General features: G+C 73.0%; 30 protein-coding genes. 14 read left to right on the top strand and 16 right to left on the bottom strand.

All coding sequences use genetic code 11. From position 1 onward, the window contains the following. Positions 1–19 precede the first annotated feature (19 nt). Positions 20–292 (top strand): DUF6510 family protein, encoded by a 273-nt coding sequence (locus tag ACIF8S_RS07300; protein ID WP_145824458.1) that lies wholly within the window; start codon positions 20–22, stop codon positions 290–292. 119 nt (positions 293–411) lie between these two features. On the opposite strand, the gene ACIF8S_RS07295 is transcribed toward ACIF8S_RS07300, so the two are convergent. Both ACIF8S_RS07295 and ACIF8S_RS07290 read right to left on the bottom strand, forming a co-directional pair. Beyond that, positions 412–888 carry a VOC family protein gene (locus ACIF8S_RS07295; protein ID WP_399997873.1) on the bottom strand — a complete coding sequence of 159 codons (477 nt, stop codon included), beginning with the start codon at positions 886–888 and terminating at the stop codon, positions 412–414. A 130-nt stretch (positions 889–1,018) separates the two neighbouring features. Continuing rightward, positions 1,019–1,936 carry an NADP-dependent oxidoreductase gene (locus ACIF8S_RS07290; protein ID WP_399997871.1) on the bottom strand — a complete coding sequence of 306 codons (918 nt, stop codon included), beginning with the start codon at positions 1,934–1,936 and terminating at the stop codon, positions 1,019–1,021. A gap of 335 nt (positions 1,937–2,271) precedes the next feature. Between ACIF8S_RS07290 and ACIF8S_RS07285 the strand changes: the two genes are divergently transcribed. The 4 genes from ACIF8S_RS07285 to ACIF8S_RS07270 all read left to right on the top strand — a co-directional run bounded on the left by ACIF8S_RS07285 (position 2,272) and on the right by ACIF8S_RS07270 (position 6,202). Next, a complete protein-coding gene (locus ACIF8S_RS07285; protein WP_399997870.1) occupies positions 2,272–2,841 on the top strand; it encodes a CGNR zinc finger domain-containing protein in 570 nt (189 codons plus the stop codon). Positions 2,842–3,093: 252 nt separating this feature from the next. Beyond that, entirely contained in the window at positions 3,094–4,023 is a 930-nt protein-coding gene (locus tag ACIF8S_RS07280) for an NAD(P)H-binding protein (protein WP_399997869.1), read from the top strand. A gap of 153 nt (positions 4,024–4,176) precedes the next feature. Further along, entirely contained in the window at positions 4,177–4,650 is a 474-nt protein-coding gene (locus ACIF8S_RS07275) for a VOC family protein (RefSeq protein WP_399997868.1), read from the top strand. Positions 4,651–4,738: 88 nt separating this feature from the next. Beyond that, positions 4,739–6,202, top strand: a complete 1,464-nt coding sequence (locus ACIF8S_RS07270; RefSeq protein ID WP_399997866.1) for a dihydrolipoyl dehydrogenase family protein — start codon at positions 4,739–4,741, stop codon at positions 6,200–6,202. On the opposite strand, the gene ACIF8S_RS07265 is transcribed toward ACIF8S_RS07270, so the two are convergent. Next, positions 6,187–7,500 (bottom strand): DUF2254 domain-containing protein, encoded by a 1,314-nt coding sequence (locus ACIF8S_RS07265; RefSeq protein WP_399997864.1) that lies wholly within the window; start codon positions 7,498–7,500, stop codon positions 6,187–6,189. The two genes, ACIF8S_RS07270 and ACIF8S_RS07265, sit on opposite strands and share 16 nt — an antisense overlap. A 167-nt stretch (positions 7,501–7,667) precedes the next feature. Here ACIF8S_RS07265 and ACIF8S_RS07260 point away from each other — a divergent pair, with 167 nt between their 5' ends. The 3 genes from ACIF8S_RS07260 (at position 7,668) to ACIF8S_RS07250 (ending at position 10,256) form a co-directional block, all read left to right on the top strand. Beyond that, positions 7,668–7,847 (top strand): hypothetical protein, encoded by a 180-nt coding sequence (locus ACIF8S_RS07260; RefSeq protein ID WP_399997863.1) that lies wholly within the window; start codon positions 7,668–7,670, stop codon positions 7,845–7,847. Positions 7,848–8,044: 197 nt separating this feature from the next. After that, a complete protein-coding gene (locus ACIF8S_RS07255; RefSeq protein WP_399997862.1) occupies positions 8,045–9,466 on the top strand; it encodes an amino acid permease in 1,422 nt (473 codons plus the stop codon). 259 nt (positions 9,467–9,725) lie between these two features. Then, the gene (locus tag ACIF8S_RS07250; protein ID WP_399997860.1) at positions 9,726–10,256 is read left to right on the top strand and encodes a hypothetical protein; all 531 of its coding nucleotides are present in this window, start codon (positions 9,726–9,728) and stop codon (positions 10,254–10,256) included. A 48-nt stretch (positions 10,257–10,304) separates the two neighbouring features. On the opposite strand, the gene ACIF8S_RS07245 is transcribed toward ACIF8S_RS07250, so the two are convergent. Continuing rightward, positions 10,305–10,823, bottom strand: coding sequence for a molybdenum cofactor biosysynthesis protein (locus tag ACIF8S_RS07245; protein ID WP_399997858.1), 519 nt, complete (start codon positions 10,821–10,823; stop codon positions 10,305–10,307). Between the two features lie 290 nt (positions 10,824–11,113). Continuing rightward, positions 11,114–12,481 (bottom strand): hypothetical protein, encoded by a 1,368-nt coding sequence (locus ACIF8S_RS07240; protein ID WP_399997856.1) that lies wholly within the window; start codon positions 12,479–12,481, stop codon positions 11,114–11,116. A 234-nt stretch (positions 12,482–12,715) separates the two neighbouring features. Between ACIF8S_RS07240 and ACIF8S_RS07235 the strand changes: the two genes are divergently transcribed. Both ACIF8S_RS07235 and ACIF8S_RS07230 read left to right on the top strand, forming a co-directional pair. Continuing rightward, a complete protein-coding gene (locus ACIF8S_RS07235) occupies positions 12,716–12,958 on the top strand; it encodes a DUF6411 family protein (RefSeq protein WP_024887005.1) in 243 nt (80 codons plus the stop codon). A 256-nt stretch (positions 12,959–13,214) separates the two neighbouring features. Continuing rightward, positions 13,215–14,456 (top strand): PP2C family protein-serine/threonine phosphatase, encoded by a 1,242-nt coding sequence (locus ACIF8S_RS07230; RefSeq protein WP_399997855.1) that lies wholly within the window; start codon positions 13,215–13,217, stop codon positions 14,454–14,456. A gap of 341 nt (positions 14,457–14,797) precedes the next feature. Here ACIF8S_RS07230 and ACIF8S_RS07225 read toward each other — a convergent pair whose 3' ends face one another. After that, entirely contained in the window at positions 14,798–16,960 is a 2,163-nt protein-coding gene (locus ACIF8S_RS07225; protein ID WP_399997854.1) for a TerD family protein, read from the bottom strand. 245 nt (positions 16,961–17,205) lie between these two features. Between ACIF8S_RS07225 and ACIF8S_RS07220 the strand changes: the two genes are divergently transcribed. Then, positions 17,206–17,397 carry a hypothetical protein gene (locus ACIF8S_RS07220; RefSeq protein ID WP_399997853.1) on the top strand — a complete coding sequence of 64 codons (192 nt, stop codon included), beginning with the start codon at positions 17,206–17,208 and terminating at the stop codon, positions 17,395–17,397. A gap of 184 nt (positions 17,398–17,581) precedes the next feature. Next, a complete protein-coding gene (locus ACIF8S_RS07215) occupies positions 17,582–18,124 on the top strand; it encodes a DapH/DapD/GlmU-related protein (protein ID WP_349794946.1) in 543 nt (180 codons plus the stop codon). A 41-nt stretch (positions 18,125–18,165) separates the two neighbouring features. Here the strand turns inward: ACIF8S_RS07215 and ACIF8S_RS07210 are convergent, their stop codons facing one another. From ACIF8S_RS07210 to ACIF8S_RS07170, 9 genes are all read right to left on the bottom strand, one after another. Continuing rightward, positions 18,166–18,387 carry a hypothetical protein gene (locus ACIF8S_RS07210; RefSeq protein ID WP_399997851.1) on the bottom strand — a complete coding sequence of 74 codons (222 nt, stop codon included), beginning with the start codon at positions 18,385–18,387 and terminating at the stop codon, positions 18,166–18,168. Positions 18,388–18,520: 133 nt separating this feature from the next. Then, positions 18,521–19,039 (bottom strand): adenylate kinase, encoded by a 519-nt coding sequence (locus ACIF8S_RS07205; RefSeq protein WP_399997849.1) that lies wholly within the window; start codon positions 19,037–19,039, stop codon positions 18,521–18,523. Positions 19,040–19,082: 43 nt separating this feature from the next. Further along, the gene (locus ACIF8S_RS07200) at positions 19,083–19,259 is read right to left on the bottom strand and encodes a hypothetical protein (protein WP_399997847.1); all 177 of its coding nucleotides are present in this window, start codon (positions 19,257–19,259) and stop codon (positions 19,083–19,085) included. An 85-nt stretch (positions 19,260–19,344) separates the two neighbouring features. Further along, the gene (locus tag ACIF8S_RS07195) at positions 19,345–19,695 is read right to left on the bottom strand and encodes a hypothetical protein (protein WP_399997846.1); all 351 of its coding nucleotides are present in this window, start codon (positions 19,693–19,695) and stop codon (positions 19,345–19,347) included. 109 nt (positions 19,696–19,804) lie between these two features. Continuing rightward, positions 19,805–20,023: a hypothetical protein gene (locus tag ACIF8S_RS07190; RefSeq protein WP_399997845.1), complete on the bottom strand. Its 219-nt coding sequence runs from the start codon at positions 20,021–20,023 to the stop codon at positions 19,805–19,807. A 233-nt stretch (positions 20,024–20,256) separates the two neighbouring features. Then, positions 20,257–21,132, bottom strand: a complete 876-nt coding sequence (locus ACIF8S_RS07185) for a cytochrome c oxidase assembly protein (protein WP_399997844.1) — start codon at positions 21,130–21,132, stop codon at positions 20,257–20,259. Further along, complete coding sequence (locus tag ACIF8S_RS07180) at positions 21,129–21,647, bottom strand: DUF2243 domain-containing protein (RefSeq protein ID WP_399997843.1); 519 nt, start codon at positions 21,645–21,647, stop codon at positions 21,129–21,131. The genes ACIF8S_RS07185 and ACIF8S_RS07180 overlap by 4 nt, the downstream gene beginning before the upstream one ends. Positions 21,648–21,741: 94 nt before the next feature. Continuing rightward, a complete protein-coding gene (locus ACIF8S_RS07175) occupies positions 21,742–22,332 on the bottom strand; it encodes a hemerythrin domain-containing protein (protein ID WP_399997842.1) in 591 nt (196 codons plus the stop codon). A 13-nt stretch (positions 22,333–22,345) separates the two neighbouring features. Continuing rightward, on the bottom strand, positions 22,346–23,545 hold the full coding sequence (locus tag ACIF8S_RS07170) for a hypothetical protein (protein WP_349794954.1): 1,200 nt from the start codon (positions 23,543–23,545) through the stop codon (positions 22,346–22,348). A gap of 372 nt (positions 23,546–23,917) precedes the next feature. Here ACIF8S_RS07170 and ACIF8S_RS07165 point away from each other — a divergent pair, with 372 nt between their 5' ends. Then, complete coding sequence (locus tag ACIF8S_RS07165) at positions 23,918–24,493, top strand: TetR/AcrR family transcriptional regulator (protein ID WP_399997839.1); 576 nt, start codon at positions 23,918–23,920, stop codon at positions 24,491–24,493. A gap of 57 nt (positions 24,494–24,550) precedes the next feature. Here ACIF8S_RS07165 and ACIF8S_RS07160 read toward each other — a convergent pair whose 3' ends face one another. Further along, on the bottom strand, positions 24,551–24,913 hold the full coding sequence (locus tag ACIF8S_RS07160) for a winged helix-turn-helix transcriptional regulator (RefSeq protein ID WP_399997838.1): 363 nt from the start codon (positions 24,911–24,913) through the stop codon (positions 24,551–24,553). Positions 24,914–25,010: 97 nt separating this feature from the next. On the opposite strand from ACIF8S_RS07160, the gene ACIF8S_RS07155 reads away from it, so the two are divergent. Then, positions 25,011–25,892 (top strand): NAD(P)-dependent oxidoreductase, encoded by an 882-nt coding sequence (locus tag ACIF8S_RS07155; protein ID WP_399997837.1) that lies wholly within the window; start codon positions 25,011–25,013, stop codon positions 25,890–25,892. Positions 25,893–26,130: the final 238 nt, after the last annotated feature.

Below are 26,130 nucleotides of genomic sequence, written 5' to 3'. Positions count from 1 at the left end.
GCGAAGGAACGGGATTCCCATGACCGTCACGCAAGGCTTCCTCGACGGCAACGCCGCCGCCGGGGACCTGGAGTCGCTGTTCGGCACCGACATGACCATGGCCTCGGGACAGTGCCAGGGCTGCGGCCGGCGGATGATGCTGGCCGAGGCGCACGCCTACCTCGGAGGCCCCGGCACGGTGCTGCGCTGCCCCGGCTGCGAGGACGTGCTGCTGCGCATGGTCCGCTCCCCGCAGCACATGTGGTTCGACGCGAGCGGCCTGAACTACCTGCGGGTCCCCGCCTCCGCCTGACCACGGGCGCGCCCGCACGGTCCGACGGAAGACCCCGGGAACGGCGTCGACGGGGCACGGCCGCCGGCCCGCGCGAAACGGGCGGCGGCCGTGGGGAGTTGCTGCGGGCCGGCGGCTCGTCAGCGGCCGGGGAGCCGCTGCTGCACCTCCTGCAGCACCCAGCCGTTGCCGTCCGGGTCGCTGAAGGTGGCGAAGGAGCCGTAGGACATCCGGTCCGGGTGGAGACCCGGAAGCCGGCCCTGCCCCTGGCCGGGGTCGTGGGTGAAGTCCCCGCCGCCGTGACCGTGGTAGAAGACGGCGTTCGCATCGTGGAAGACCTCGCTCACCTCGACACCGCGGTCGACGAGTTCCGCGCGGCTCTTCTCGATGTCGGTGACGACGAGGTACATGCCCTGCGCGGAGCCCGGCGGCACGGACGTGATGCCCTTGCCGAAGATGACCGAGCACTCCGAACCGGGCGGCGTGAAGTGCACCGCACGCCAGTCCTCACTGGCCGCCTTGTCGAGGTCCAGGCGGAATCCCAGGCCCTCGTAGAAGGCCTTGGCCCGGTCGACGTCCGAGACGGGCAGCACGATGAGTTCGAGTTTCAGATCCATGAGAGTGTCTGCTTTCCGTGGACGGAACTCCCGTTCCGCCGGCCGGAGTCGGGCACGACGGCGGTCGGTCCCGAGGCCGCATGGCCGCCCGTGGACGGCACATGGGCTCCGGTCCGGGGGTCGGGCGGACTCAGGCGACGGCGACGACCGTCTTGCCGGCCGTCCCGGACTTGGTGCGGAACGCGTCCGGCGCCTCGGGAAGCGAGCACACGCGTCCCACCAGGGGCCGCAGCCGCCCCGTCCCGCACCGGTCGACGACCTGCGCGAGGTGGTCACGGCCGGGCTCGACGATGAAGTACAGGGCCCGTCCGTCCTCGGGCCGTACGGTCGGAGGGCGGGAGATGCTGATCAGGGTGCCGCCCGGTCTGAGGACGGCCGCCGAGCGGTCGAGCACCGTCCCGCCGACGGCGTCGAAGACGAGGTCGACGAGGCCCACGGCTTGCTCCCACGCCGGCTGTTCCAGGTCGACGAACTCCTCGGCGCCCAGTTCCAGCACCCGCTCCCTGCTCTTCGCGCGGCCCGATCCGAGCACACGCGCGCCGGCGTCCCGGGCCAGCTGTGTGGCTGCCATTCCCACCCCCCCTCCCGCTCCGTGCACCAGCACGCTCTGTCCGGTCTCGATCCGGCCGTGCACGAACAGCCCCTGCCAGGCCGTGAGGCCCGGCATCGGCAGGGCCGCCGCGTGCACGTGATCGATGCCCGCGGGAAGCGGCGCGAGATCGCGCGCCTCCACCGCCACGTACTCGGCGAGGGTGCCGTCCCGGTTCCAGTCGGTCAGGCCCACCACCCGCTGTCCCACGGACAGTCCGGTGGTGCCGACCGACACCTCCGCGACCTCCCCCGACACCTCGTGCCCCGGTACGACGGGGGCCCGCTCCCGGCCGCTCCGGTCGACCCACGAGGCGGGCCAGCTGAGTTCACCGGGGGTGAAGCAGGCCGCGTGCACCTTGACGACGACGTCGCCTTCGCCCGCGTACGGATACGGGGCCTCCTCCGCGACCAGACCGGCCACGGGTGCGTCGCGATCATGAGCTCGTACCGCTCTCATCGAGGCCCCCTGACGAGTGTGGAAGACCTCCTCCTTCCAGCATGAGGGCACAACGCCCTCAGGTCGAACGGAGCGGCGGAGTTTCGCACGCGCCCCTGTGCGCCGCCACCGCACGACCGGAGGCCGCCCGGCCCCGCGGCGCGTCCGCCGCGGGTGGTACGGCGGGCGGCTCCTCACTCCGTCGGCGCAACCCCACCGGCCCCGGCAGGAGCAGCGCCACGACTGTAAGCCCCCTGCCACCGGCTGTACCGGTCAACAGGCAACAAAGACGGCACGCGGTTGCCGCGAGCAACGACGTTCTTGCGTTCCGCTGCGTCACCGTTCAGACTGGTGATATGAGGCATGCGTTCCCCGGCGGCACCCCGGCACTCGACTTCCCGGGCACGCTGCGTTTCCGGCACCGCTCCGAACCGCGGGAGGACCTCGACTCCCCGGAGAGTCTCGGGGTGTGGTTCCGCGAGGCGGGCATCAGCGTGGACGACGTCCCCGCCGGGCCCGACGACCTGCGCGAGGCGCTGACCCTCCGGGAGGCGGTCCACCTGCTGGTCCGGGCCGCCATGGCGGGCGAGGACTACGACCGGGACGCGCTGGCACTGGTGAACGCGTACGCACGCAAGCCCACGCCCGTGCCCCAACTCACCACCCAGGGGCGGCAGGTGGACGCCACCGTCGAGCAGGGGCTCGCCCACGTCGCCCGCGACGTCGTCGTGACCCTGAGCGGTCCGGACGTGCCGCTGCTCAAGGAGTGCGGCAACCCCGACTGCTCGCAGGTCTTCATCGACCGTTCCCGCGGCGCGCGCCGCGAGTGGTGCGCCATGGATCCCTGCGGCAACAAGATCAAGGCCGCCGCCTACCGCGCCCGCAAGCGGGCGAACGGCCTGCTCACGGCGCGTCGGTCCGGCTAGCACTCGGCGTCCCCGCACGGCACGCGCACGGTGACGATCCGCCGCCCATACGCGGCGGGCGCGGCGGGCGCGTCTGGCGGGGCGGCCTCGGTGGCCCGCCGTTCGCCGTGAAGGCCCGCGCCGCCTGTGCGAAGCTGGTCACATCCTCGAGACCGGGTCCGCCGGAACCGCGCCGCGCGCCGGGCGGCTTCACGCACCGGACGGATGCCGACGGGCGCGCGGCGGGCCGGCCGGGCCGGAGGGAGGCCGACCATGCCTTCTCGTCCGTCCGTCCTCGTCACCGGCGCCGGCGGTGTGGGCCGCGCGGTGGTCCAGCAGCTTCGCGCGGACGACGTACCGGTACGCGTCCTGGTCCGTCGCGACGACGAGCGGGCGGCCGAACTGCGCCGGCTCGGCGCGGAAGTGGTCCTCGGTGACCTCACCCGGCCCGAGACCGTCGCCGCCGGCCTGTGGGACATCGACCGCATGTACTTCGCCATGCCGGTCTCCCGTGATCACCTGCTGGCCGCGACCGTCGTGGCGAGCGTGGCCCGCGAGTACGGCGGGCTGGACGTCCTGGTCGGCATGTCCCAGATGACGGTGTCGCAGATGACCGCCACCAGCACCGACGAGTCCCACCAGCAGCGCCTGCACTGGCTGGCCGAGCGGGTGCTCGACTGGTCCGGGCTGCCCGTGGTGCACGTCCGGCCCACGTCGTTCCTGGACAACCCGCTGTTCACGACGCTCGCCGCCCGGTCGATCACGGCGGACGGCACGCTCGCGCTGCCCTTCGGCGGCGGACGTACGTCCCCCGTCGCGGTCGCCGACGTCGCCCGGGTCGTGGCCGGCCTGCTGGCCGGCCGGCGGGGCCACCTGGACCACGTCTACGAGCTGACCGGCCCGCGGTCGATGGACATGACGGAGATGGCCGGGGCGTACTCCCGGGCCCTCGGCCGGTCCGTCGTCTACACGGACGTGCCCCTGCAGCGGTGGCGGGAGGAGGTCCTCTCCCGGGCGGGACTGCCCCCGCACATCGAGGACCACATCGTGACCATGTGCAGGCTGCACCAGGAGAACCGCTACGACCGGGTCACCGACGACGTCGAGCGGGTGACGGGCGTACCGGCCCGGACCGTCGAGGAGTTCGTGGCCGCCCGCCGGGACCAGTACCTCGCCCCGGAGCCCGCCGACCACCTCGGCTGAGCGATCCGCCCCGCCGGTCATCTCGGCCGCCGGGCGCACCCTCTTCTCGTCACCTGTTTGACAGGTGACGAAACGTGCCGCATGCTCGTCACCATCCTGACCGGTGACGCATTCGGCGCCCGGTCACCTCTCCCGAAGTGGATGCGTCACCGCATGAACCTCAAGCTGGAACTCGTCGTCCTGCCCGTCTCCGACGTCGACCGGGCCAAGGCGTTCTACGAGCGGGCGGGCTTCCGCCTGGACGTGGACAAGGCCCCCGTCGAGGGATGGCGCGCCGTGCACCTCACGCCCCCCGGTTCCGAGGCGTCGATCCTGTTCGGCGAGGGACTGACCACCGCCGAGCCCGGCTCGGCCCAGGGCCTGTACCTGATCGTCACCGACATCGAGGCGGCCCGCGCCGAGCTCCTGGAGCGCGGCATAGCGGTCAGCGAGGTCTTCCACGACGGCGGAGGCGTGCTCTTCCACGGCCACGCCGACGGCACCGCCACCCACGGCCTGCCCGCCCAGCAGCGCCTGGCCGGCCGCCACCCCGAGGGACTCTCCTACGCCTCCTACGCCACGTTCAGCGACCCGGACGGCAACGGCTGGGTCCTGCAGGAGATCACCGAGCGCTTCCCCGGCCGGTAGGGGAGTCCGTGCGGGGTGGCGGCCGGCACCGGCCGCCACCCCGCCGCGGGCACAGGCCCGCACCACCGCCACGACCTCAGGATCAGTGATGAACGAAGCAACGACGGGCCGCGGCGTCCGTGAGTACGACGTGGTCGTCGTCGGCGGGGGCCCCGTCGGCGAGAACGTGGCCGAGCGGGTCCGCTCCGCGGGCCTGACCGCCGTGATCGTCGAGCGCGAACTGCTCGGCGGGGAGTGCTCCTACTGGGCGTGCGAACCGAGCAAGGCGCTGCTGCGCCCGGTCGTCGCGCGCGCCGACGCGCTGCGCGTCCCCGGTCTGCGCCGAGCGGTCGAGGGGCCGTTGGACGTCGAGGCCGTCCTCGCCCACCGGGACGCGACGGCCTTCCACTGGAAGGACGACGGCCAGGCCGACTGGCTGGAGTCGGTCGCGGTCGACCTCGTACGGGGCCACGGCCGGCTCGACGGCCCCCGGCGTGTGACGGTGACGACCCCGGAGGGCGACACCGTGCGCCTCGCCGCACGGCACGCCGTCGTCCTCGGCACCGGCAGCGTCCCCTCCCTGCCGCCCGTGCCCGGCCTCGACGGGGTCCGCGCCTGGACCAGCCGCGAGGCCACAGGAGCCCGGCGCGTCCCCGGCTCCCTGGCCGTGGTCGGCGGCGGTGTGGTCGCCGTCGAGATGGCCACCGCCTGGCAGGCCCTCGGCTCGCAGGTGACCATGCTGGTGATCGAGGACCATCTGCTCGGGCGGATGGAGCCGTTCGCGGGCGAGATGGCCGAGGGCGGTCTGCGTGCGGCGGGCGTCGACCTCCGCTTCGGAACGGCCGTGGAGTCCCTGCGTCGGGACGGGGGATCAGGGAGCCAGGGCCCGGTGCGGATCACCCTCACCGGCGGTGAGGAACTGACCGCCGACGAGATCCTGTTCGCCACCGGCCGCGTGCCGCGGACCCGCGACGTGGGGCTCGACACCGTCGGACTGACCCCGGGCGACCGGCTCGCCGTGGACGACACCTACCGCGTCACCACCGTCCCGGACGGCTGGCTCTACGCGGTCGGCGACGTCAACGGGCGGGCGCTGCTCACCCACCAGGGCAAGTACCAGGCCCGCATCGCCGGTGCCGTCATAGCGGCCCGGGCGGCGGCACGGCCCGTCGACGACGCGCCCTGGGGCGCCCACGCCGGCACGGCCGACACCGCGGCCGTGCCCCAGGTGGTCTTCGGCGTGCCCGAGATCGCCGCGGTCGGCCTCACCACGATGGAGGCCGAACGCACCGGCCGCCGGGTCGAGGTCGTCGACCACGACATGACGGGCGTCGCCGGAGCACACCAGTACGGCGAGGGCTACCGAGGCCGGGCCCGGATGCTGGTGGACCCGGACCGCGGCACCGTCGTCGGCGTCACGTTCGCCGGGCCCGGCGTGGCCGAGCTCGTCCACTCGGCGACCTTCGCGGTCGCCGGGGAGATCCCGGTCGAACGGCTCTGGCACGCCGTACCCGCCTTCCCCACCCTCGGGGAGGTGTGGCTGCGTCTGCTGGAGAGCTACCGCGGACCGTGACGCGGCGGGGCATCGGGGGAGGGGCTGCCGCCCCCGATGCCCTGACGGTCCGCGGCGCGGGCCAGCGAGCGGCGGAAGGCGTCGGGGAACTCCCTCTCCACGGCGGCGTCGAGCAGCGTGAGCTGGCGGCGCACCGCCGGACGCCGCTCCGCCGGCACACCCGACAGCAGGCCCTCCAGCAGGGCCCGCAGACGCCGGCACACCTGCAGCGAACCGACGCCGTACTCGCGCACCTCCGTCACGCCGAGCTCCAGGTACTCCTCCCAGCTCCGGCCGGGTACGACGGCCCGCGGCACGCCGTCGGCGTCGCCGAGCACGTGCCGGCCCCTCAGCTCGGACCTGCCCACCGCGTGCAGGAACGCGTCGACGTGATTGAGGACCTGCACGGCGGTGGTCGGGTCGTTCACCGCCGACGACAGCGCCCGGGCGGCGATGTCGACCAGCACGCGCAGCGCGAAGGCGGGGTCCTGCTCGACGGTCCGCTCGGCGCCCAGCGCCACCAGCCCGGCCAGCCGGCGCGCGTCGGGCGGAGTGCGGGGTGCCCCGTGGACCTCGATCAGCACGGCCCCCGGAGGCACGAAGTCACCGACGCGGTGCGCCACCACCAGCACGCAGTCGTGGCGCGCGGCGGCCCTCGTCAACCCGCCCACGTCCATCCCCTGAAGGGCCCCGCCGTCGGTGGAGCGCACCACATCGGCCGGCGTGCCGTGTCCCGGGTGGGCCGCCTCGTCGAGCAGGGTGCACCGCCCCTGGGCCTGCAGCGAGGTGCCCAGCACCCGCAGGCCGGTGCGGCGCACCCGGTCCGCGATGGCCACGGGACGCAGGTCGTGCACGAACCGGTTGAGGTACACCAGCAGCATCACCAGACTCACCGCGACGGCCAGGCCGGCCAGGGTGACGCCGAGATCGGGCACCGTGCCGGGGCCGATCCGGCGCAGCAGCGTGAACGCGAAGGCGAAGGTGCCCGCGAACAGCGACAGCACGGCCTTCTGCAGCCGGTTGCGGTACCACAGGCGCATGTAGCGCGGGGACAGCGTGCCCGTGGCCTGCTGGACGACCAGCAAACCGATCGTGACGACGAACCCCAGCAGGGCGACCATGGCACCCACGATGGCCGTCAGCACGCCCGTCGCGGTGGTGGCCGTGTACCGCCAGCCGGTCGGGATCCCCACCATGTCGTCCAGGGCCAGCGCGCCCTCGCCCAGGAGAGCTCCCAGGGCCAGTCCGAGCACCGGCAGGATCCACAGGCTCGTCCTGACGTACTGCCCCAGCTGGAACCGGAACGACCAGGTAGGCATGGGAAGCCTCCGCAGTGCCCGGGAACGGGCCGTCGCCCTCACGCTACCGCCGGGGCCCGGCCGACGCAGAGCGCTGACGTCACCTGTTTGACAGGTGACGAAGCCGCACGCATACTCCTGCTGACCTGACGGGTCACAACGGCGGCCCCCGGACAAGGAGCAGACGCATGGACCAGATACGTGAACCCGGCAACGAGGCGGAGCCGCGGCGCCGCACGCGCTTCTCGCACCTGCCCGACAGGATCCGGATCGAGGACACCGTCGAGGAGCGGCCCGCCGCGCCCCGCGCCTCGGCGGACGCCGCCGTCACACCGGACTGGTGGCTCATCCGTATGGGCGGCGTCTGAGTGGCGCCCCGCCCCGGGCGGTACGGCGCACCGCCGGACGATTGAGCGTCCCGAAGTCTTCACGGTGCACCTTTTCCGGAGCCGGACGGGATGTCGCCGGACGATTACGTCCGATTTGGCGGGATCCATGATGATGTCCGACCATTGCTCCGGCCCGGCGATCCCGGGCGCCAGTTCGAAGAGAGGCGCACCACCCCATGCACGTCACCGGAACCGTCCCCCCACCGGCTCCGGCCCCGCAGGCCACCACCGACGGCCCCGCCCACTCCGGCGACACCCCTGACGGCACGGGACGGCGCACCCGCCGGTTCGGCCTGCCCGTCGCCACCGCCCTGGTCATGGGCAACATCATCGGCGGCGGCATCTTCCTGCTCCCGGCCTCCATCGCCCCGTACGGCACCATCAGCCTCGTCGCCTTCGGCGTGCTGACCGTCGGCGCCATCGCCCTGGCCCTGGTCTTCGGCCGGCTCGCCGAACGCGACCCCAGGACCGGCGGCCCGTACGTCTACGCCCGCGAGGCGTTCGGCGACTTCGCCGGCTTCCTCGCCGCCTGGGCGTACTGGATCACCACCTGGGTCTCCAACGCGGCCCTCGCCGTCGCCGCCGTCGGCTACCTCGACGTGCTGATCCCGGTGAACGAGCACCGCTGGACCGCCTGTCTCGCCGCCCTCGCCCTGCAATGGCTGCCCGCCCTCGCCAACGTCGCCGGCACCCGCTACGTCGGCGCCGTACAGGTGGTGTCCACCGTGCTCAAGCTGGTACCCCTGCTGCTCGTCGCCGTCGGCGGCCTGTTCGCCTTCGACGCGGACAACCTCGGGCCGTTCCGCGCCGGCGGGGAGAGCGCGACGGGCGCGATCTCCGCGGCGGCCGCCATCCTTCTCTTCTCCTACCTCGGCGTGGAATCCGCCGCCGTCAGCGCCGGCGAGGTGCGCGACCCCCGGCGGACCGTGGGACGCGCCACCGTGATCGGCACCGCCGGAGCGGCGATCGTCTACCTGCTGGGCACGCTCGCCGTCTTCGGCACGGTCGCCCACAACCGGCTGGTCGACTCCACCGCGCCGTTCTCGGACGCCGTCAACGCCATGTTCGGCGGGGCCTGGGGCGGCTGGGCGGTGGCGCTCGCCGCGCTCGTGTCGATGACCGGCTGCCTCAACGGCTGGACCCTGATGAGCGCGCAGACCTCGTACGCCGCGGCCAAGGACGGACTCTTCCCCGCCGCCCTCGCCCGCAAGCGGCGCGGGGTGCCGACGGCCGGCGTCGGCGTCACCGTGCTCCTCGCCTCCCTGCTCACCGTGTGGAACTACGCCTCCGGCACGGCCCGGATCTTCGAGACGCTGGTCCTGGTCACCACCTTCACCGCGACCGTGCCCTACCTGCTCGCCACCGCCGCGCAGCTGTTCCACCTCGTCTGCGGGCACCGGGAGCGGGTCGACCGGGGACGCCTGGTCCGCGACGCGGTGGTCGCGTCCGTCGCCGCCGCGTTCTCGCTGTGGCTGGTCGCGGGCGCCGGCTACCAGGCCGTCTACCAGGGAGTGCTCTTCCTGTTCGCCGGTGTGCTGGTCTACGCCGTCATGGCGGCGCGCAAGCAGCGGGCGGAGGCCCGTACGGCCGAGGGGTGACCGGCGGGCCGCACGGCGATCCGCGGCCTGCGGACACCGGCCCGCCGTCCGGTGCCTGTGGCCCGCCGCCTTGCCCGGTCCGGCGCCCGGCGCGCGCCGGCGGGTCGGGCAAATGGGGCAGCTTCGGCGACAGGGCGTTGCCTCCGGGCGGTCCGGCAGTTGATCCAGACCACGGCGCACGTGAGGCGGCCGGGCTTCCGGCCGCCTCACGTGCTGCCGTGTCCCCCTGTCCCGCCCCTCCCACCGGAGGCCGCCAGCGATGCGCGAACCCGCCCAGCCGTCCCCCCGCCCGGCCGACCCGCCGACAGCGGGGCGGCGACCCCCGGAACCCCGCCTGCTCAGCGGCGTCTACGGGCTGGTCCTGGCCAGCGCCCTGGCGGCCGCCCTCGACTCCCCGGACGAGCAGACGACCCCCGGTTCGGACGCCCTGTGGGTCCTGCTCACCGCCCTCGCCGCCGCGGCCGCGCACGGCTACGCGCACGTCCTCTCCCACCGCATGTCCGCGGAGCCCGGGGGACTGATGGCCGGACTGCGCGCGATGATCGCGGAGTGGCCGGTCGTCGCCGCGGCGGTCCCCACGGTGATCCTGCTGCTGTTCGCCGTGCCGGACTGGTGGTCGGAGGCCGACGCGGTGGACGTCGCGCTGGTGCTCAACACCCTGATCCTCGCCGGATGGGGCGTCTGGACCGCCCGCCACGCGGGCCGGCGCTGGCCGGCCGCGCTGCGGGCCGGACTCGGCGACATGTTCATCGGCCTGGTGATCATCGGGGCCAACGCCGTGATCAAGTAGCGGCCGCCCGGCGACGGGTGGCCCTGGCCGTCGCGACCGGCCGCGGCGTCAGCGGCGCGGGGCGGACGGGGCGGGCTCCGACAGGACGGCGAACCGCGCGGGCCCGACGGTCAGGACGCCGTCGTCGAGCGGGGTGCACCGGACCCCGCCCTTGTCCCTGAGCGCGCGCTGCGCGCCCGGGCCCACGGTGACGTTCATCCACGCGCACGGTCGCGCGGGCCGGTTCACGGAGAAGCGCACCGGCCCGGGCCCGCAGTCCAGACTGATCGTCGCGCCCACGTACGCGTCGATGCCGACCCCGCGGAGCAGGACGTTCCGGCGGGTCTGCCGCAGGTCGACGGCGGGATCGATGTCCGTGGGCAGGTTCTCCGCGGACATGATCGTCACGGAGGCGTCGCGGTGGGCGGGCTGCGCGTAGTAGCGGTCGCCCACCAGCCCCAGCCTCGCCCGCACCTCGGCGCGCGGGACACGCTCGTCGTCGGGACCGGGCGCGGGCCCGTCCGAGGGCCGGCCGTCGAGCCGGTGGGAGGGCGACACCAGAAGCTGGACCACCTCGACGTCGATCATGCGCTTCCTCGTCGGCTCCGGCGAACACAGCGGAACCGACCCTACCCGTCCCCCTTCACCTGCGCGGAAGCGGAACCGGACCCCACCGGACCGGAACCTACCGGACCGGCACCCGCCGGCAGGGTGCCCCCGATGCGGGCGCCTCCGCGCCGGAGCCGCCGGCAGCGTGGGGGACGCCGACCGGGCTGGTCCCTCCGCCGGCTGGTACCGCCCGCCGGAGCGAGGGTGCCCGTTGTCCCGGGCATCTACGGAGTGGTGCGGGTCGGGGCCGGTGGCAGCGGTTGGGGGCGTCAGCCGAGCGGGGGCTGTTCGCCGGGCCGGGGCTGCCCGCCGTCCAGGGCACCTGCGGAGCGGTCCGGGACGGGGCCATCTGCAGCGCGGGGCAGGTTCCCCATGCCGGGGCCGTCAGCCGGGCCGGTCAGGCCTCCCATAGAGGGGCCGTCCGCCGGGCCGGGAAGGACTCCCGAGCCGGGACCGACTGCCGGGCCGGGCACCGGCGATCCAGGGTCCGCCGATCCGGGGTCCGCCGAGCCAGGGCCCCCCGAGCCCGGCGCCGCCGTCCCCCTCCCGGACATCCTCAGTGTCACCGCCGCCGCGATGCCCGCCAGCGTGCCCCACAGCATCGCGGCGCTCGTCCCCTCGCCGAGCCCGGACGCCGCCTGCAGCAGACCCCGGTAGTTCCACGACCCGTCGGCCACCGCCACACGCACCAGATGCCGGGCCAGCAGCCCGAGGACGACCGCACAGACCGCGCCCGCCGCCATCGCCGGGACGGAGACACGGGTGAGTACGCCGGGCAGCCACCGCAGCGCGCACCAGACCACGGCCAACAGCAGGACGTCCCCGAGCCGCACCAGCAGCCAGTCACCGAAAGGGCTCCCGGCCGGACCGGACCACGCGCTCAGCACCAGCCACTGGCGCAGCAGATCGCCCGGCTCGCTGAGGAAGCCTCCACCCGCGAACGCCGTCTGGATTCGCGCCGCGTTCTCCTGGTACGACAGCACGACCACCGACACCGCGACCACGCCCGTTCCCACGGTGGCGGCCACGAGCGCCGCCCGCGCCGGTACGTCCCCGCGGGGCTGCGGCTCCGCGTGCTTCAGCGCCAGCCGGGTCACGAGCACCGTCCACACCGCCACGGCCAGCGCCAGCGGCACCAGGACCGTCCGCCCGGAAGAGGACAGCCCGGCCAGCTGTGGCAGGAAGCGGTAACTTCCGCGTCCCCCGGCCGCGATGAGCCAGGGGGACGACACCGTCACCGCCAGCGTGCCCGCCACCACGCCCCAGGCCCACAACGCCAGCAGGGCCGGCCCGACCCGCCCGCGCTCCGCGGGGATCCGCCGGACGAGCAGCAGGGCCCCGGCCGCGTAGAACACGAACACGGCGACGAAGCGGATCTGCATCGCGGTGTGGTGCAGGCCGAGGTAGTGGGAGCCGTCGGGCGTCGGCACGGCGGACCCGTGCGAGAGTGCGCCGGCGTAGGGGCCGTACGCCCACGGGTACAGCCAGCTCCGCAGGGCGGCGTCCGTCTCGATGCCGAGCACCCCCGTCGCGCCGTCCAACTGCAGGGCGTCCGCACTGCCCCCCGCCCACCACAGCAGCAGTGTCAGCATCAGCCCGCCCGCCACGGCCGGTATCGCCGCGTACCGGTACTCCATGTGCCGCCCCCGTCCCCCGAGTTCACCGTCCAGGCCACGAAGCCGTCGTGGCCAGGCGGACCTTACGCGTCCATGATCACGTGGGGATCACGGTACCGCTGTGCACGCCTGAGGCGCGGGCGCGGCACCCGACAGGAAACGGAAGCGTGTTCGCGCCGGGAGCGGGAACGAGTGGTCGCACGGACCGCCCGGTCCGCACGTCACAGCTCCACCGCAACACCTCAGGAGGCCTTCATGATGGTCGTCGGCATCGTCGCCGTCTGCGTGGTCATCGCCGTGCTCGCGTTCTTCGTCCCGCGTCTGTCCCGACACCCGCAGAACGGCACGCAACGCACGCTCGGCCTCGGTTCCCGAGCCGGTTCCAAGGCTCCGGGACCGCTCGGGCGGCTGTTCAGCAAGCCCTTCAGCTCCAGCTCCCGCGCGGTCGGCCGCAGCGGCTCCGCCGGCCGTCGGGCACGCGGCAAGATGCCGTTCTGACCCGCGTGCGCGGACCCGCCTGCGGTCCTCCTGCGAGCCGCCGAGCCCTTGCATGACCCCGTCGACGGAGACGTTGGTGATGGTCGTCAGCTTCATGCTGTCCGCTCATCTTCGCCAATTCCTGGGGCGTCATGCCCTAGCCGGCAAGCAACCCGGTCGCGGCACCCCTGCAGGCGGCCGGGCGAGCCGAGGGACGTCGTCCCCCTCCACGGCGCATACTGTCCGTGACGCGCCGGCGCGGGACGGGAGACCGCACATGAGCACACCGAGGGTCGACTACCGGGCCTTGTTCTCGGTCATGCCCAGCCCCTACCTGGTGCTGGACCCCGATCTCGTGGTGGTCGAGGTCAACGAGATGTACCTCAGCGTGACCGGCCGTGCCCGTCAGGACCTGATCGGCCAGTACCTGTTCGACGTCTACCCGGACAACCCCGACGACCCGGCGGCGGACGGCATCCGCAACCTGAGCGCTTCCTTCCAGCGGGTCCTCGATACGGGGGAACCGGACTCCCTGGCCGTGCAGCGGTACGACCTCGCGGTGCCGGGCCGCCCCGGCGAGTTCCAGGAACGCTGGTGGTCGCCGGTCAACACACCCGTCCTCGGACCCGACGGCGAGATCGCGTGGATCGTGCACCGCGTCGAGGACATGACCGAGTTCCTGCTGTCCCGCACGGCGCACGACGCGCCGACGGGCCGGGGCAGGACCCGGGCCGTGACGGAGGCGGAGCTGTACGCGCGGGCACGCGAACTGCAGGAGACCAACGAGAAGCTCCGCGCCGCGCACGACTGGGAACGCAGGACCGCCCTGGCCCTGCAGGAGGTCATGCTGCACGCCCCGGACCTGGCCTCCCACCGCGGCATCGCCGTGCGTTACATGCCCGCCACCCGGTCCCTCAACGTGTGCGGCGACTGGTACGACGTGGTGGACCTGGCCGACGACAGCTTCACCGTCGCGGTGGGCGACGTCGTCGGCCACGGCCTGGAGGCGGCCGCCGTCATGGGCATGCTCCGCAGCGCGCTGTCCGCCGCCGTACGCGCCATCCAGGAGCCCGGCGGGGCGATGGACCTCCTCAGCCGCTACGCCCGCACCTTCGAGGGCGCGCTCGCGACGACCGCGGCCAAGGCCGTCGTCGACACCCGCGGCCGGCACATCACCTACACGTGCGCCGGTCACCCCCCGCCGGTCCTCGGAAGCCCCGACGGCACGGTGCTCCTGCTCGACCAGGCCACCGACCCGCCGCTCGGCATCCTCACGGAGCGGACCCCGCGACCCCAGGCCACGGTCGACTACCTGCCGGGCGACACCCTGGTGCTGTACACCGACGGGCTCATCGAACGCCGGGGCGAGGACATCGACGCGGGCCTGCTCCGCCTCACCGACGCGCTCGCCGGCCACGCGCACCTGGACCCCGAGCCCCTGGCCGACACCCTGCTCACCCGCCTGGGCGTGGCCGACGGAGGCCGCGACGACATCGCCCTGATCGTGGTACGCCTCTGAACGGTCCTCCCCGACCCGCCTGCGGAGTTCCCGCTGCCGCGACCCGTGAGCATCGACGCCCTCGTCCTCGACGTGCTGGGCACACTCGTCGACGGTGCCGGCGGTGCACCTGGTACGAGTCAGGCCCCGGACCGCCGGGGGGGGGGGGGGGGGGGGGGGGGCCCCCCCCCCCCCCCCCCCCCCCCCCCCCCCCCCCCCCCCCCCCCCCCCCCCCCCCCCCGCCCCGGGGGCCGGGGGCCCCCCCGGCGGCGGGGGGGGGGGGGCCCCCGGGCCCCCCCCCCCCCCGCCCGGCGGGGGGGGGGGGGCGCGCGCCGGCCCCCCCCCCCCGACCGTCCGTCACGTCACTCGGCCGCCGCCACGCGCTCCCTCGCCGGCTTCCGGCGTGCCACGGGGGCGTCCAGGTGGACGACGACCGTGGTGTAGAAGCGGTGCACGGCGTCGTCGACACTGCGGATGAAACCGGTCTCGGCGTTGCCGCGGCCACTTCCCATGCCCTTGAACAGGGACAGCCGGAACCCGGTGATCCTGGTCGCGCCGTCCTTGGGGAGCAGGTCCGCCGGTTCGGGACGCAACCGCTCCAGGGTGCCGCGCGGACCCGGGCCGGTGCTGTCGACGAGGGTCTCGACGTGCAGGTCCGCCGGTGCGTCCGCCAGACGCCGGACGAGCCGCTTGGCCCAGCTCAGCGGGTAGCCCTGCTCGGGTGCGGGGACGTCGATGGCGGTGCGCAGCTTGCCGGTGCGCAGGTCCGCGCCGACGGTCAGGACGCCGGGGGTGCCGTCGATCCGCAGCTCGGCCTGGAGGCGCCCGTCGAGGCAGAGCTGGTCGGCGAGGCGGTCACGGCGTTCCTTCGGGTCCGTCCCGCGCTTGGCCCGCTGGACGGGCAGGACCTTCTGGCCCAGCTCGCCACCCAGCCTGAGGCAGACCTGGCGGATGAGCCGTTCCCAGTTCTCGACGACCTCCAGCGCCCGGCCGTCCCCCTGACAGAGGGTCTCGTCGTCGATGCCGTTGCGCACGGGGACCCAGGAGGGCCCCATGTTCTGGAAGCCGTGGCAGCCGGAGTTCTCGTGCTGGAGGTAGTGCAGCAGTTCCTGCAGCAGCCAGGCGTGCGCGGCGTTGCCCACGCCCTCGTGCCTGATCAGCATCTGCGCCTGGTGGGCCACTTCCGCCCAGGACAGGTGCCACAGGGCGACCTTGTGCTTGCGCCGCCTGTCGATCTTGACGTCGACGAGCGGACTGCCTTCCAGGGCGACGTCGTTCGTCAGCGTGATCACGGCTTCGTAGCCGCGGCGCGCGGCGATGTCCATGTACGCCTGCACCTGCTCGGCCTTGAGGGCGTTGCCGTTGGTCTTCGTCTCCACCAGGGCGGTCCACAGCTTCCCGGCCCGTTCCACGCGGATGACGCCGTCCGGGCGGCGCGGGCTGTCGCCGTGGGGCAGGGAGACTTCCGTGAACGTCTCCATGCGGCCCGCCGGGGCCCCGAACGCCGCGGTGAGCCGTCGGCTGAACTCCGGTACCTGCGCCATCACCGACAACAACACGGAGGTGGCCCGCATCTCACGGTCCCGGTCGCTCTTGAGTGCGGACACCGGGAACAGCCTCGCGGCCTTCCACGAGTCGTTCTCCGCCAGAGTCTTCTTCACCGTGGCGGGAAGGGTGACCTTCTTCTTCGCGGTACGCGGCCGGGCGGCCGTCTTCTTGGCCTCGTCCCTCCGGGCCGCGTCCGCCTGGCCCTTGTCCGCCTGGTCGTCGGGCCGGCGGGGGGCGGGAACGGCGTCCATCAACGCCTGCCCGGCCGACTCCGCGACGGGCACGGACGCCGTCACGCCCCCTTGCCCGTCGGCTCCGGCGCTCCCGCCGACGGCGTCGAGCAGCGCTCCCGGCTCTTCTCCCGCCTCCGCCTCCGCCTGCGCGTCAGCGTCCGCTGCCGCCTCCGCCTGCGCCTGCGCTTCCGTGGCCGCGTCGTCCTCGATGTCCACGCCGAAGTCGGTGGCCAGCCCGGCGAGCCCGGTCGCGTATCCCTGCCCGACGGCGCGGAACTTCCACTCCTCGCCCCGCCGGTACAGCTCGCCGAAGATGACCGCCGTGACGGAGTCGGCGTCGTCGACGGCGAACCGCAGCAGGCCCTCCCCGGCCGCGTCGGCCAGCGTGATCCTCACGTCCTCCAGCTCACCGAAGCTGGCACCCTCGTACCTGCTCGCGGCGACGACGATCCGCTCGACCTCGCCGGGCACCGCGGTCAGGTCGAAGCTGATCCGGTCCTCGCTGCCGTCCGCCGCCGGCGTCTTCCCCAGAAGCTGCACGCTTCCGTCGTCGGCCACCGGATGGTTGTAGAAGTAGAAGTCGCTGTCGCTGCGCACCTTGCCGTTCGCGTCCAGCAGCAGCACCGACACGTCAGCGTCGCCCTCGCCGGTGGGGCTGGCCCAGCCCAGACTGACGATGACCGATCCGACGTCCTCGCTGAGGTCCGCCAGGGCCACGTTCGCACCCTTGACCATTTCCTGCATGAAGCCCCCCACTGCGCACCTCGGGCACACGGAATCAATCCGGCCCATCCATCTCTTGCGCGACACAAGATGACCAGTCGCGCAGAGAAGACTGTAATACGCACGCAACACCCGCGTGGAGATTCCGTGAAGCCCGTTCGCCGGCGATCGAGGGGCCGGGGCCCGTCGTCGGGGCGTGCGGTGCGGCCCGTATGCTGCGTCAGTCCTGGGAAACGCCGTGCTCAGAAAGGGAAAGCGCCCCCATCGTGTTTCAGCTCACCCCCGTCTATGACCGCCTCGTCGCCGAACGCGGGGACATCCCCGTCCAGGTCCGTGGAGAAGCCGACCGGATCCACCGTGACCTGGCCGAGGTCCTGCCCCAGCTGCCCTCGTCCCCGCCCGCGTACGACGCCGCCGAGGCGCCCCCGGGGCCTGCCGCCCCGCAGCGGCACCCGTAACGCCACCTACAGGTGGACGGCGTGCGGGGCGGCACCGCAGGGCGGCATCACGTCGCTGACGCCTCCCCGACCGCGCCGCACGCCAACGGGACGTCGTCAGTCACAGTTGATCCGGGCCCCGGTCTCCACGCTGTAGTTCGCACACCAAGGCGTCCAGCCACTCCACCCCAGAAGGGACCGTGACATGCCCAGCGACCGTCTCATGCGCATCCACAGCGCCGAGTTCCAGGCCATGGCGGAGAGGGTCCTGCGAGTCACCGAGCTGACGTCCCGCCTGAACGTCCTGCCGTTCGACGACGAGGAGGGCAAGGCGCGGCTGTTCGAGCAGATCCTCGGCAAGCCGCTGCCGTCGCGGGTCACGATCTACCCGCCCTTCTTCACGGACCACGGCCTCAATCTCGACCTGGCCGAACGCGTCTTCATCAACCAGAACTGCACGTTCCTGGACTACGCGGGGATCCGGATCGCCGAGCGCGTGATGATCGGTCCGAAGGTCACGTTCATCACCGGCGGACACCCGGTCGACCCGGAGGAACGCCGGCTGTACCTCACCGGCGCGCCGATCGACGTGGCGGAGAACGTGTGGATCGGCGCCGGCGCCACGATCCTCCCCGGCGTCACCATCGGCCGTGACGCGGTCGTCGCCGCCGGCGCGGTCGTGGCCGAAGACGTGCCGCCGGCCAGCCTGGTGACCGGAGGCAAGGCAACCGTGCACCGGCAGTGGTGACGCCGCCTGCAATCTGCGGATTCGTCTCACACGCACCATGGTCACGCGGCGGTGTCGGGGCCGACCTCCCAGTGATCCCCCGACGGCCGCGTCAACTCGACCCCTTCCACCGATCGACGCGACGGCATGGTCTCGTCCAACTCCCAGTAATGCAGGCACTCCTCACACCGAACGCCGTCCACGAGGACCTCGGTCTCGCCGTTCGGGCAGGCCGTGCCGTCTCCCCGGCCCGCGCACATGCGGTCTGCTGTGGTGTCCCCCATACGTCCGAGCCTGCGCGGTTGCTCCCTGTCCACGGGAGGAGCCGATAGGGGCGCACGGGCGCGCAGGGGATCGCATGCCGCCCCAACCGTCAAGCAGCGTCACACAGAGGGGCCGGACACGCGGCCCACCGGATCAGACGGACGCCAGCCAGGCTGCCGTGGCGTCGGGGTGGTCGAAGCGGTGGGTGTCGAGCGGGGCGAAGCGAGGATCGCGGACACGGCACTCGATCTCGCGGCTACGGGGCGCGTGTTGCGACCAGGCCCACCAGGCCGGGTGCTCCCGGCTCAGCCAGCCCGACACGGTCTCCCGGTTGCCGCCGAACAGGACCTCACGTGTGACGGTGCGCCGCAGGGACCGGCGCAGGACGCGAGGCATGACGACGCGCTTGGGATAGTCCAGCCAGACCACCGTGTCGGCCCGGTCCCACAGCAGGTCACGGACGTCCGGGTAGCCGAGGGAGTCGATGATCCAGCGAGGCTCGGCGGTGAGCCTCGACACGTCCTCGACGAAACGCTCATTGACGGCCCACCGGGGCCCGCTGAAGTACAGAGCGTCCAGCTCGTGGTACGGCAGGCCCAGACGACCGCTCAAGGCGCGGGCGAGCGTGGACTTGCCCGCCCCGGTGACACCCACGACCACGATCCGCTCCACGCACGCACCCTAACCCGGAGCCCGTCGACGACCGCCCGGGTGATCAGCGCAGCCGGCGATCCGTGAGCGCCTTCCGGCCCGTCTTCGTACGGACGCTGCGGTAGTGGAGCGACGCCACGTGCGCGTACCGCCACGGGAGCGCCTCCGCGAAGCCGTCGACATGGCGGAACTGCTCCCGGGCCGACCTGTACCGGCCCTGCCGGAACAGGAAGTAGCCCAACAGGTGCCGTACTTCCGGAAGCCTCGGGTGATCCGGATCGGCCAGTGCGACGTCGGCGACTGCCGCGTCGACCAGTGCACGTCCCTCACGGGCCGAGGAAGTCGGCGGCACCCGGCTTGCCGACGTGGTTCTCGTACCAGGCGATCATCGGCAGCACCGCCAGCAGGCTCCCCGGCGGCGCACCGGCGGCGGCCTTCTCGGCGAACTCGCGCGCGAGCCGATGCGAGCCATGCCATTTTGCGGTCCAGTCCTGAAGCGCACTGCTGTGTGCCTCGAAGTGCTGGGGGGCCAGGTCCGTGACACGGGACAGCAACGCGTGCACCTCCTCGTGGGAGTACCCCAGTCCGCGCGCTCTCAGGATCTCCGCGACGAGCGGCGACGGGTCGTCGGGGCGGAGCGCCGTAGCCCGCTCGATGTCGTCCCGCGAGGCACGCAACTCCCGGTGGAAGCCCTCGAACTGGCTCCGCGACGTTCCCCTCGCGGACGCGCCGCCTCGCACCCTCCACGCGTACGCCACTGCGGCACGCGCCGCCACCAGCGCGGCGTCAGGGTCTTCGGGCCTGGACTCCTCCCACGCCTTCCAGCCAGCGGTCGCGCCCTCCGGCGGCGACCTGTACCAGCCGCTGGGCGTACAGGCTACGGCGCTCCCAGTCCTGACCGGCCTCCTCGAAGAGCCGGGCCGCGGGCTCCCAGCGGCCCCGCGAAGCGGCCTGGCACGCGCGCTGCAGCGAGGGATCCGGGCCGGCGAGGCGCGGGTTAGCCACCGCAGCGGCAACAGGCCGTACGTGAGCCAGCACCAGAGCAACAGCAGACAGGGCAGGACAAGGGGTGACAGGGCTGGGCGAATCCCTCCGGAAGGAGCGCTGTGACGCACACCGTGGGGGGTGCCGGAAGTACGCCTGCCGTACGAGTGGGGGCGATGTGCGGGGTGCCGTTTCGCGCTCGGACCGTTGCCGGTCGACGTCCGGCAACGGTCACGAGAGCACGTAAGGGAGGGTCACCGTGAGGAACGCGCAGGCCGAGGGGCTCCGGTGGAGGCCCGCCCCCGTGCCGGTGGCCCGGCGTGCGCCCCCGTCCGCGCGGGGTTGCCGGCACGCGCCGGCCGCACCGCCTCCCGCGCCCGCCGTCGTCCCGTCGTCACGTACCACTGGACGGCGAGCGCGACCGCGAGGAGGACCTCGACCGCGTCGCCGCCGTAGTACATGAGCTGCGCCCCGGCCCGCAGGTCGGGCGGCGCGAAGGCGGTGCCCGGCGGGCCGGCCGCGTACAGACCCTTCGCCAGCACCGCGTGGGCCGCCCCCGCCGCCAGCAGCGTCACGGCCCGCAGCGGAAGCCCCCACCGCCTGCGGACGGGATCGACGGCGCACACGGCCATGGCGAACAGCACACCCGCGAGCAGCATGTGCAGCTCCAGCAGCGCCCCGAGTACGGAGTGTCGGTGGGCGGCGGACCACAGGTCCGTGCGGTACAGCGCCCACAGCCCGCCGATGTCGACGACCGCGGCGACCGGCGGGAACAGCAACCACCCGGCGACGGGGGAGTGCGCCACCCGCAGCAGCCCCCGACGGAGAGCGCCCGGGGGCAGGAGTCGCAGCACGAGGGTGAGCGGACGGGCCACCGCGAGCAGCGCGGGACCCGCCATGGCCACGAGCAGATGCCGGCCGGTGTGGGCGGTGAACGGCCCGCCCGGCACCGGTCCCGCCAGACCCCAGACGACCGCCGCGCAGCCGCCGGCGAAGACGCAGTCCCGCCACCACGGCCAGGCGTCACCCCGCCGCCTCAGCCGGACGGCACCCGCCACGTACGCCGCACCCGCGAGGACACATGCGAGGACGGCCGGCGCTCCGAACGCCGTGGACACGGCGGGCGTCACGACGGCCGTCGCCCTGCCCGCCCGGACGGCACATGTCCCGCCCGGGCACGTCCCGCCCGGACGAGGAGGGCGCCCCCGGCCAGCAACAGCACGAGTCCCGCCGCGATCCACGCCCAGTCGTACGGGGTGACATCGACCCCGTAGCGGATCTGGTGCACCCGCAGCACCTTGTGGTCGACGACACCGTCGAAGACCTGGAAGGCGCCCGCGCCCAGCAGGGCCCCGCTCCACGCGTGCGCCGTCGACAGCGCCCGGCGCCGCCGCAGGTCCGCGAAGAGGAAGAACCCGGCGACGAGCGCCAGCAGTTCCGCGGTGTGCAGGAGACCGTCCGACAGCAGACCCACGCCCGGCGTGGAGCGGTCGTAGAAGTGGTGCCAGTGCAGCACCTGGTGGAAGACGATCTCGTCCACGGCCGCCATGACGGCCGCGCCGATCAGCGCGCACACCAGCAAAGACCGGCGAGGCTCCGGGCGTGGTGCGGTAGTCGTGTCGGCCCACGGGTCAGGGGTGCTCACGGTGCGGTCCGTCCTTCCGAACGATCGGCTGCCGCTCGCCGTCTACCCCGCACGGCGCCGGCCAGCCCCGCCGGCCGGCGCCCGTCGTGCGGGTTCAGCTCCCGCCCATGGCCTTGCGCACGGTGTCCTTGGTGCGGTCCATGAGGGCGGCCACCGGACCGAGGGCCATGTTCTTCGCGCCGGACTCGACACCCGGATGGGGCCGGGTGGGCGCCATCGCTTCGGCCGCCTTGATGGCCCTGGCCATCGCGGCGAGGTTGGTCACGTCGGTGCTGCGGCGGATGTGGTTGAACTCGTAGCGCTCCTCCGCCCGGGCGTGCGTCTGCACGTCGTGTCGCAGCTGGATCAACTGCGGGAGGAACTGCGGGTCGTCGGGGTCCATCTCGTCCAGGGACGCGAGCATCTCCTTGGCCTCACGCTCCTCGGTGAGCCGGTCCTCGACGATCTGCTCGCCGCCCGCCACCGCCCGGCGGACGAAGGGGTGGACGACCTCTTCCTCCGCGGTCTCGTGCACCGCCAGCAGCCGAACCAGTCGCCGGAAGGCGTCCCGGCGTTCGTCGCCGGCGGTCGCCTCAACCTCGTCGAAGAGGTTGCGGATGTCGCCGTGCTGGCGCATCAGCAGTGCGACGACGTCGTTGTCCGGGGCGTGGTCGTCCCCGGCCTGCGGAGTCTGCAACTCGGACATCTGGGGCCCCTCCCTACTTCTCGCGCTGGGCGGGGTCGGGGTGCTCACCCTCGGTCTGCACGCGGTACTCGCGGCCGAACATGGCGTCGTGCTCGTGCATCACCCGGTCGCTGGGCGGGGCCTCACCGCCGTGGATCTGCTCCTGCATCTTCTCGAACCGCTCGTGCGCCTCACGCACGTAACCGGCCCCGAGCGTGGTCAGGTCCATCTGCGTGTCGAGCAGCTCCCGCAGGTAGGCCTTGTTCGGCTCGAAGGTGAGCACGTTGGGCAGCTCGGGGGCGAGCACCTCGGCGGGCTCACGCCCGTCGTGCTGACGCATCAGGTCGCAGGCCGTGTGCAGGTGCTCCAGCTCCATGTTCAGGTGCAGCTCCCAGATGGCCTTGACCTTCGGGTCGCTCTCCTGCTCCATGAAGGAGTAGTACAGGTAGCACTCGTTGTACTCGTGGTTGACGAGCTGCTCCCACCACGTCTCACCCGGGTCCACCAGGGACTCGTAGTGGGTGACGTGCTCCTCCTCGATCAGCCCGATCTCCTGGTACAGCTGACGGGCGATCGGCTCCATGTAGGTGGGGCCGGTGTTCATGTAGAAGTTCATGGTCTGCTGCTCCGTCGACATGATCGTCAACGCGTGCAGCTTGGACAGCGGGCTGGCCTGGTCCTTCGCGTAGGGGTCGCGGACGTTGTCGACCGGGTTGCGGTGGTGGTACCGCGTGGGCCGGCCCGGCATGACCTCCGTGAGGTTGTCGACGATGGACTCCGCCTTGCGGTGCTCGATCATCTCGTACAGGTTGGCGTACCGGTACAGGTGGTCGAAGTCCTCCAGCACACCGAACTGGTAGGCCTGCTTCAGATACGGGTCCGGTTCCATACGGGCCACCCAGGCGGTCAGGTCGACGGCCACCTGCTCGTACGCGATGGTCGTCTCCAGCACCGAGGACAGGCCGGGCAGCAGCCAGTTCACCACCTTCTGCTGCTGCGCCTCGATGTACCGGGTCCGGGCCAGCTGCCGTTTGATCTCCGGGTCGGGGGTGTGGCGGGCGAGCTGGTGGCTGAACAGGATCGCCTCCACCTCGATCCCGTTCATGGTGATGATCCGGCACCGCGTGTACGGGTCGCACCGGTCCGGGTCGATCGGTTCCACGTTCAGCTCGCGCCAGTTGCGCAGCTGGCGGTCCAGCGGGATGCCACGCTGTTCCAGGGGGTTGAAGGTCATGGGCACTCTCCTCGTCGAGGGGCCGAGCGGACGGAGTACCCCACGACAGCGGAGGGAGTCCGATGTCCGGCAGGGCACCCCCCATGCTCGGCCCGACCGGGCGGGCTCGCCACGCCACACGCCCGTCGGGCACGGACGCGCCCCGGATGCCGCATCCGGATGGCCCAGGGGGCGGTGCCATGGACAATGCGGGGCGTGGCTCGCCTGTGGGGGCGACGGCGCGGCCCCCTCCGCCGGCTCGCGGCGGCGGGTGAACGTGGGGGAGGCACTGATCGAGCAACGCCTGCCGGCAAGGCGCCCTGGACATCGCGTGACCGGACGGCGGGCCGCGATGTAAGATGTCAGCCGACATCTACTGAGAGGTAGTGAACGATGGGCCGTGTGTCGAAGGCGCAGGCGCAGGAGAACCGGCAGCGGGTCGTGGAAACCGCCTCCCGCCTCTTCCGTGAGCAGGGCACCAACGTCAGCGTCGCGGACCTGATGAAGGCCGTCGGCCTGACCCACGGTGGCTTCTACAAGCAGTTCGCCTCCAAGGAAGCCCTGGTCGACGAGGCCACCGCGTACGCCTTCGAGGAGACCGCCGACGCGTACCCGCCGGAGTACGGCGTCCGTGAGGTGGTCGAGAGCTACCTCTCCGTAGAGCACCGGGACGGCGCGGCGGAGGGCTGCCCGATCACCGGCTTCGCCCCCGACAGAGCGCGGGCGGGCAGCGAGTCCGAGGCCCACCGTGTGTACACGGAGGGCGTGCGGAGGTTCGCCGACACCCTCACCGACGACGACCAGGACGGCTTCGTCCGCCTCTGCACCATGGTGGGAGCCCTGACGCTCTCCCGTGCGACGAAGGGGGACCCCGTCTCGGAGCAGATCCTCACCGCCGCCCGCGAGGCGCTGATCGCACAGGCGCAGGCGGGCGCCGTGGACCCCCAGGACCCGGGCGCGTCCGGCTGACCAGGGGGCGCACACGCCCGCCCGACGAGGGGGCAGGCGCTCACGGGCACCTGGCCGTCATCGCGCCGCCCCCCGTCCGCCGCCCGGCCCCTGCCGCTCGCGCCCCCAGGCGGCCAGCGGCTCCAGGGCGTCATTGAGGCGCTCACCGTCCTCGGTCAGCGAGTACTCCACGCGGGGCGGCACCTCGTCGTAGGAGACCCGGCGCACCACGCCGTCCGCCTCCATCTCCCGCAGATGGGAGGCCAGCACCTTCTCGGTGACGCCGGGAAGCAGCCGGCGCAGCTCACCGAAACGGCGGCGAGGGTGCTCGTGCAGCGCCCACAGGATGAGCACCTTCCATTTGCCGCCGATCACCTCCATCGCCGTGTCGATCCCGCAGACGTGTCCGTCCGACGCGCCCGGCCGGTTCGACGTCGCCATGTCCCCACCCCTTCGACCTGCTCGCTCACCCCAAGGTAACCACCCACTTGCGAGTGCGTACTTGATCACCACCGCGGGTACGGCCAGCCTGACCGGTATGTCGCACACCACCGGGACGAAGACTCCCGTCACCCTGCTCGGCCTCGGCGCGATGGGCACCGCGCTGGCCCGCGTCTGGCTGGCCGCCGGCCACCCCCTCACCGTGTGGAACCGCACCCCCTCCCGCGCCGCGGCGCTGACCGCCGCGGGCGCGCGGGTGGCGGACAGCGCCGCCACGGCGGTCGCGGCGAACACCCTGACCGTCGTGTGCCTCCTGGACGACGCCTCGGTCGAGGAGACACTGAACGGCACTGATCTGACCGGCAAGGACCTGGTCAACCTGACCACCGGCACGCCCGCCCAGGCACGTGCCCGCGCCGCCTGGGCCCGCGAGCGCGGCGCCCGCTACCTGGACGGCGGGATCATGGCCGTCCCGCCGATGATCGGCGTCCCGGACGCCGGCGGCCACGTCCTCCTCAGCGGCTCGCGCGAGCTGTTCGATCAGCACCACCAGACCCTCGCCGTCCCGGCCGTAGCCACCTTCGTCGGCGAGGACGCGGGCTTCGCGGCCCTGTACGACGTGGCCCTGCTCAGCGCCATGTACGGCATGTTCGCCGGGGCGGCGCACGCCTTCGCCCTGATCCGCGGGGAGGAGGTCGACCCCACGGAGTTCGCCCCGCTGCTCGCCGACTGGCTCGTCGCCATGGCCCCCGCCGTCCATCAGACCGCCGACCAGCTGCGGAGCGGCGACTACACCAAGGACGTCGTCTCCACGCTCGCCATGCAGGTGGCCGGCACACCGACCTTCCTGACCACCGCCGAGGAGCAGGGTGTGAGCCCAGAACTGCTCACTCCCTACTTCGCGTTGATGCGCCGTCGCCTGGCCGAGGGCAGCGGCGAGGAGGACCTGACGGGCGTGATCGACCTCCTCGTACGCTGACCGGCCCACGGCGCACACGCTTCCCCTAGGCTGCGCCGATGGGACACGCGACCGAGAAACCCGAAAGCCCGGCCCACCCCGCCGACGCCGACGCGGACGCGCACGCCGACGGAGTGAACGACTACGACCGCGCCCCAGCCCGACCCGGCCGCCCGCGACCTGTTCCCCGACGCCTTCCGGGACCTGTCCACCCGCCCCACGTTCCTTTTCTTCGCCGCCGGGACACCGTCATGAACGA

This window comes from Streptomyces sp. NPDC085937 (genome assembly GCF_044540535.1).
GTDB lineage: Bacteria > Actinomycetota > Actinomycetes > Streptomycetales > Streptomycetaceae > Streptomyces.
This window is presented reverse-complemented; position numbering and strand designations above follow the sequence as displayed.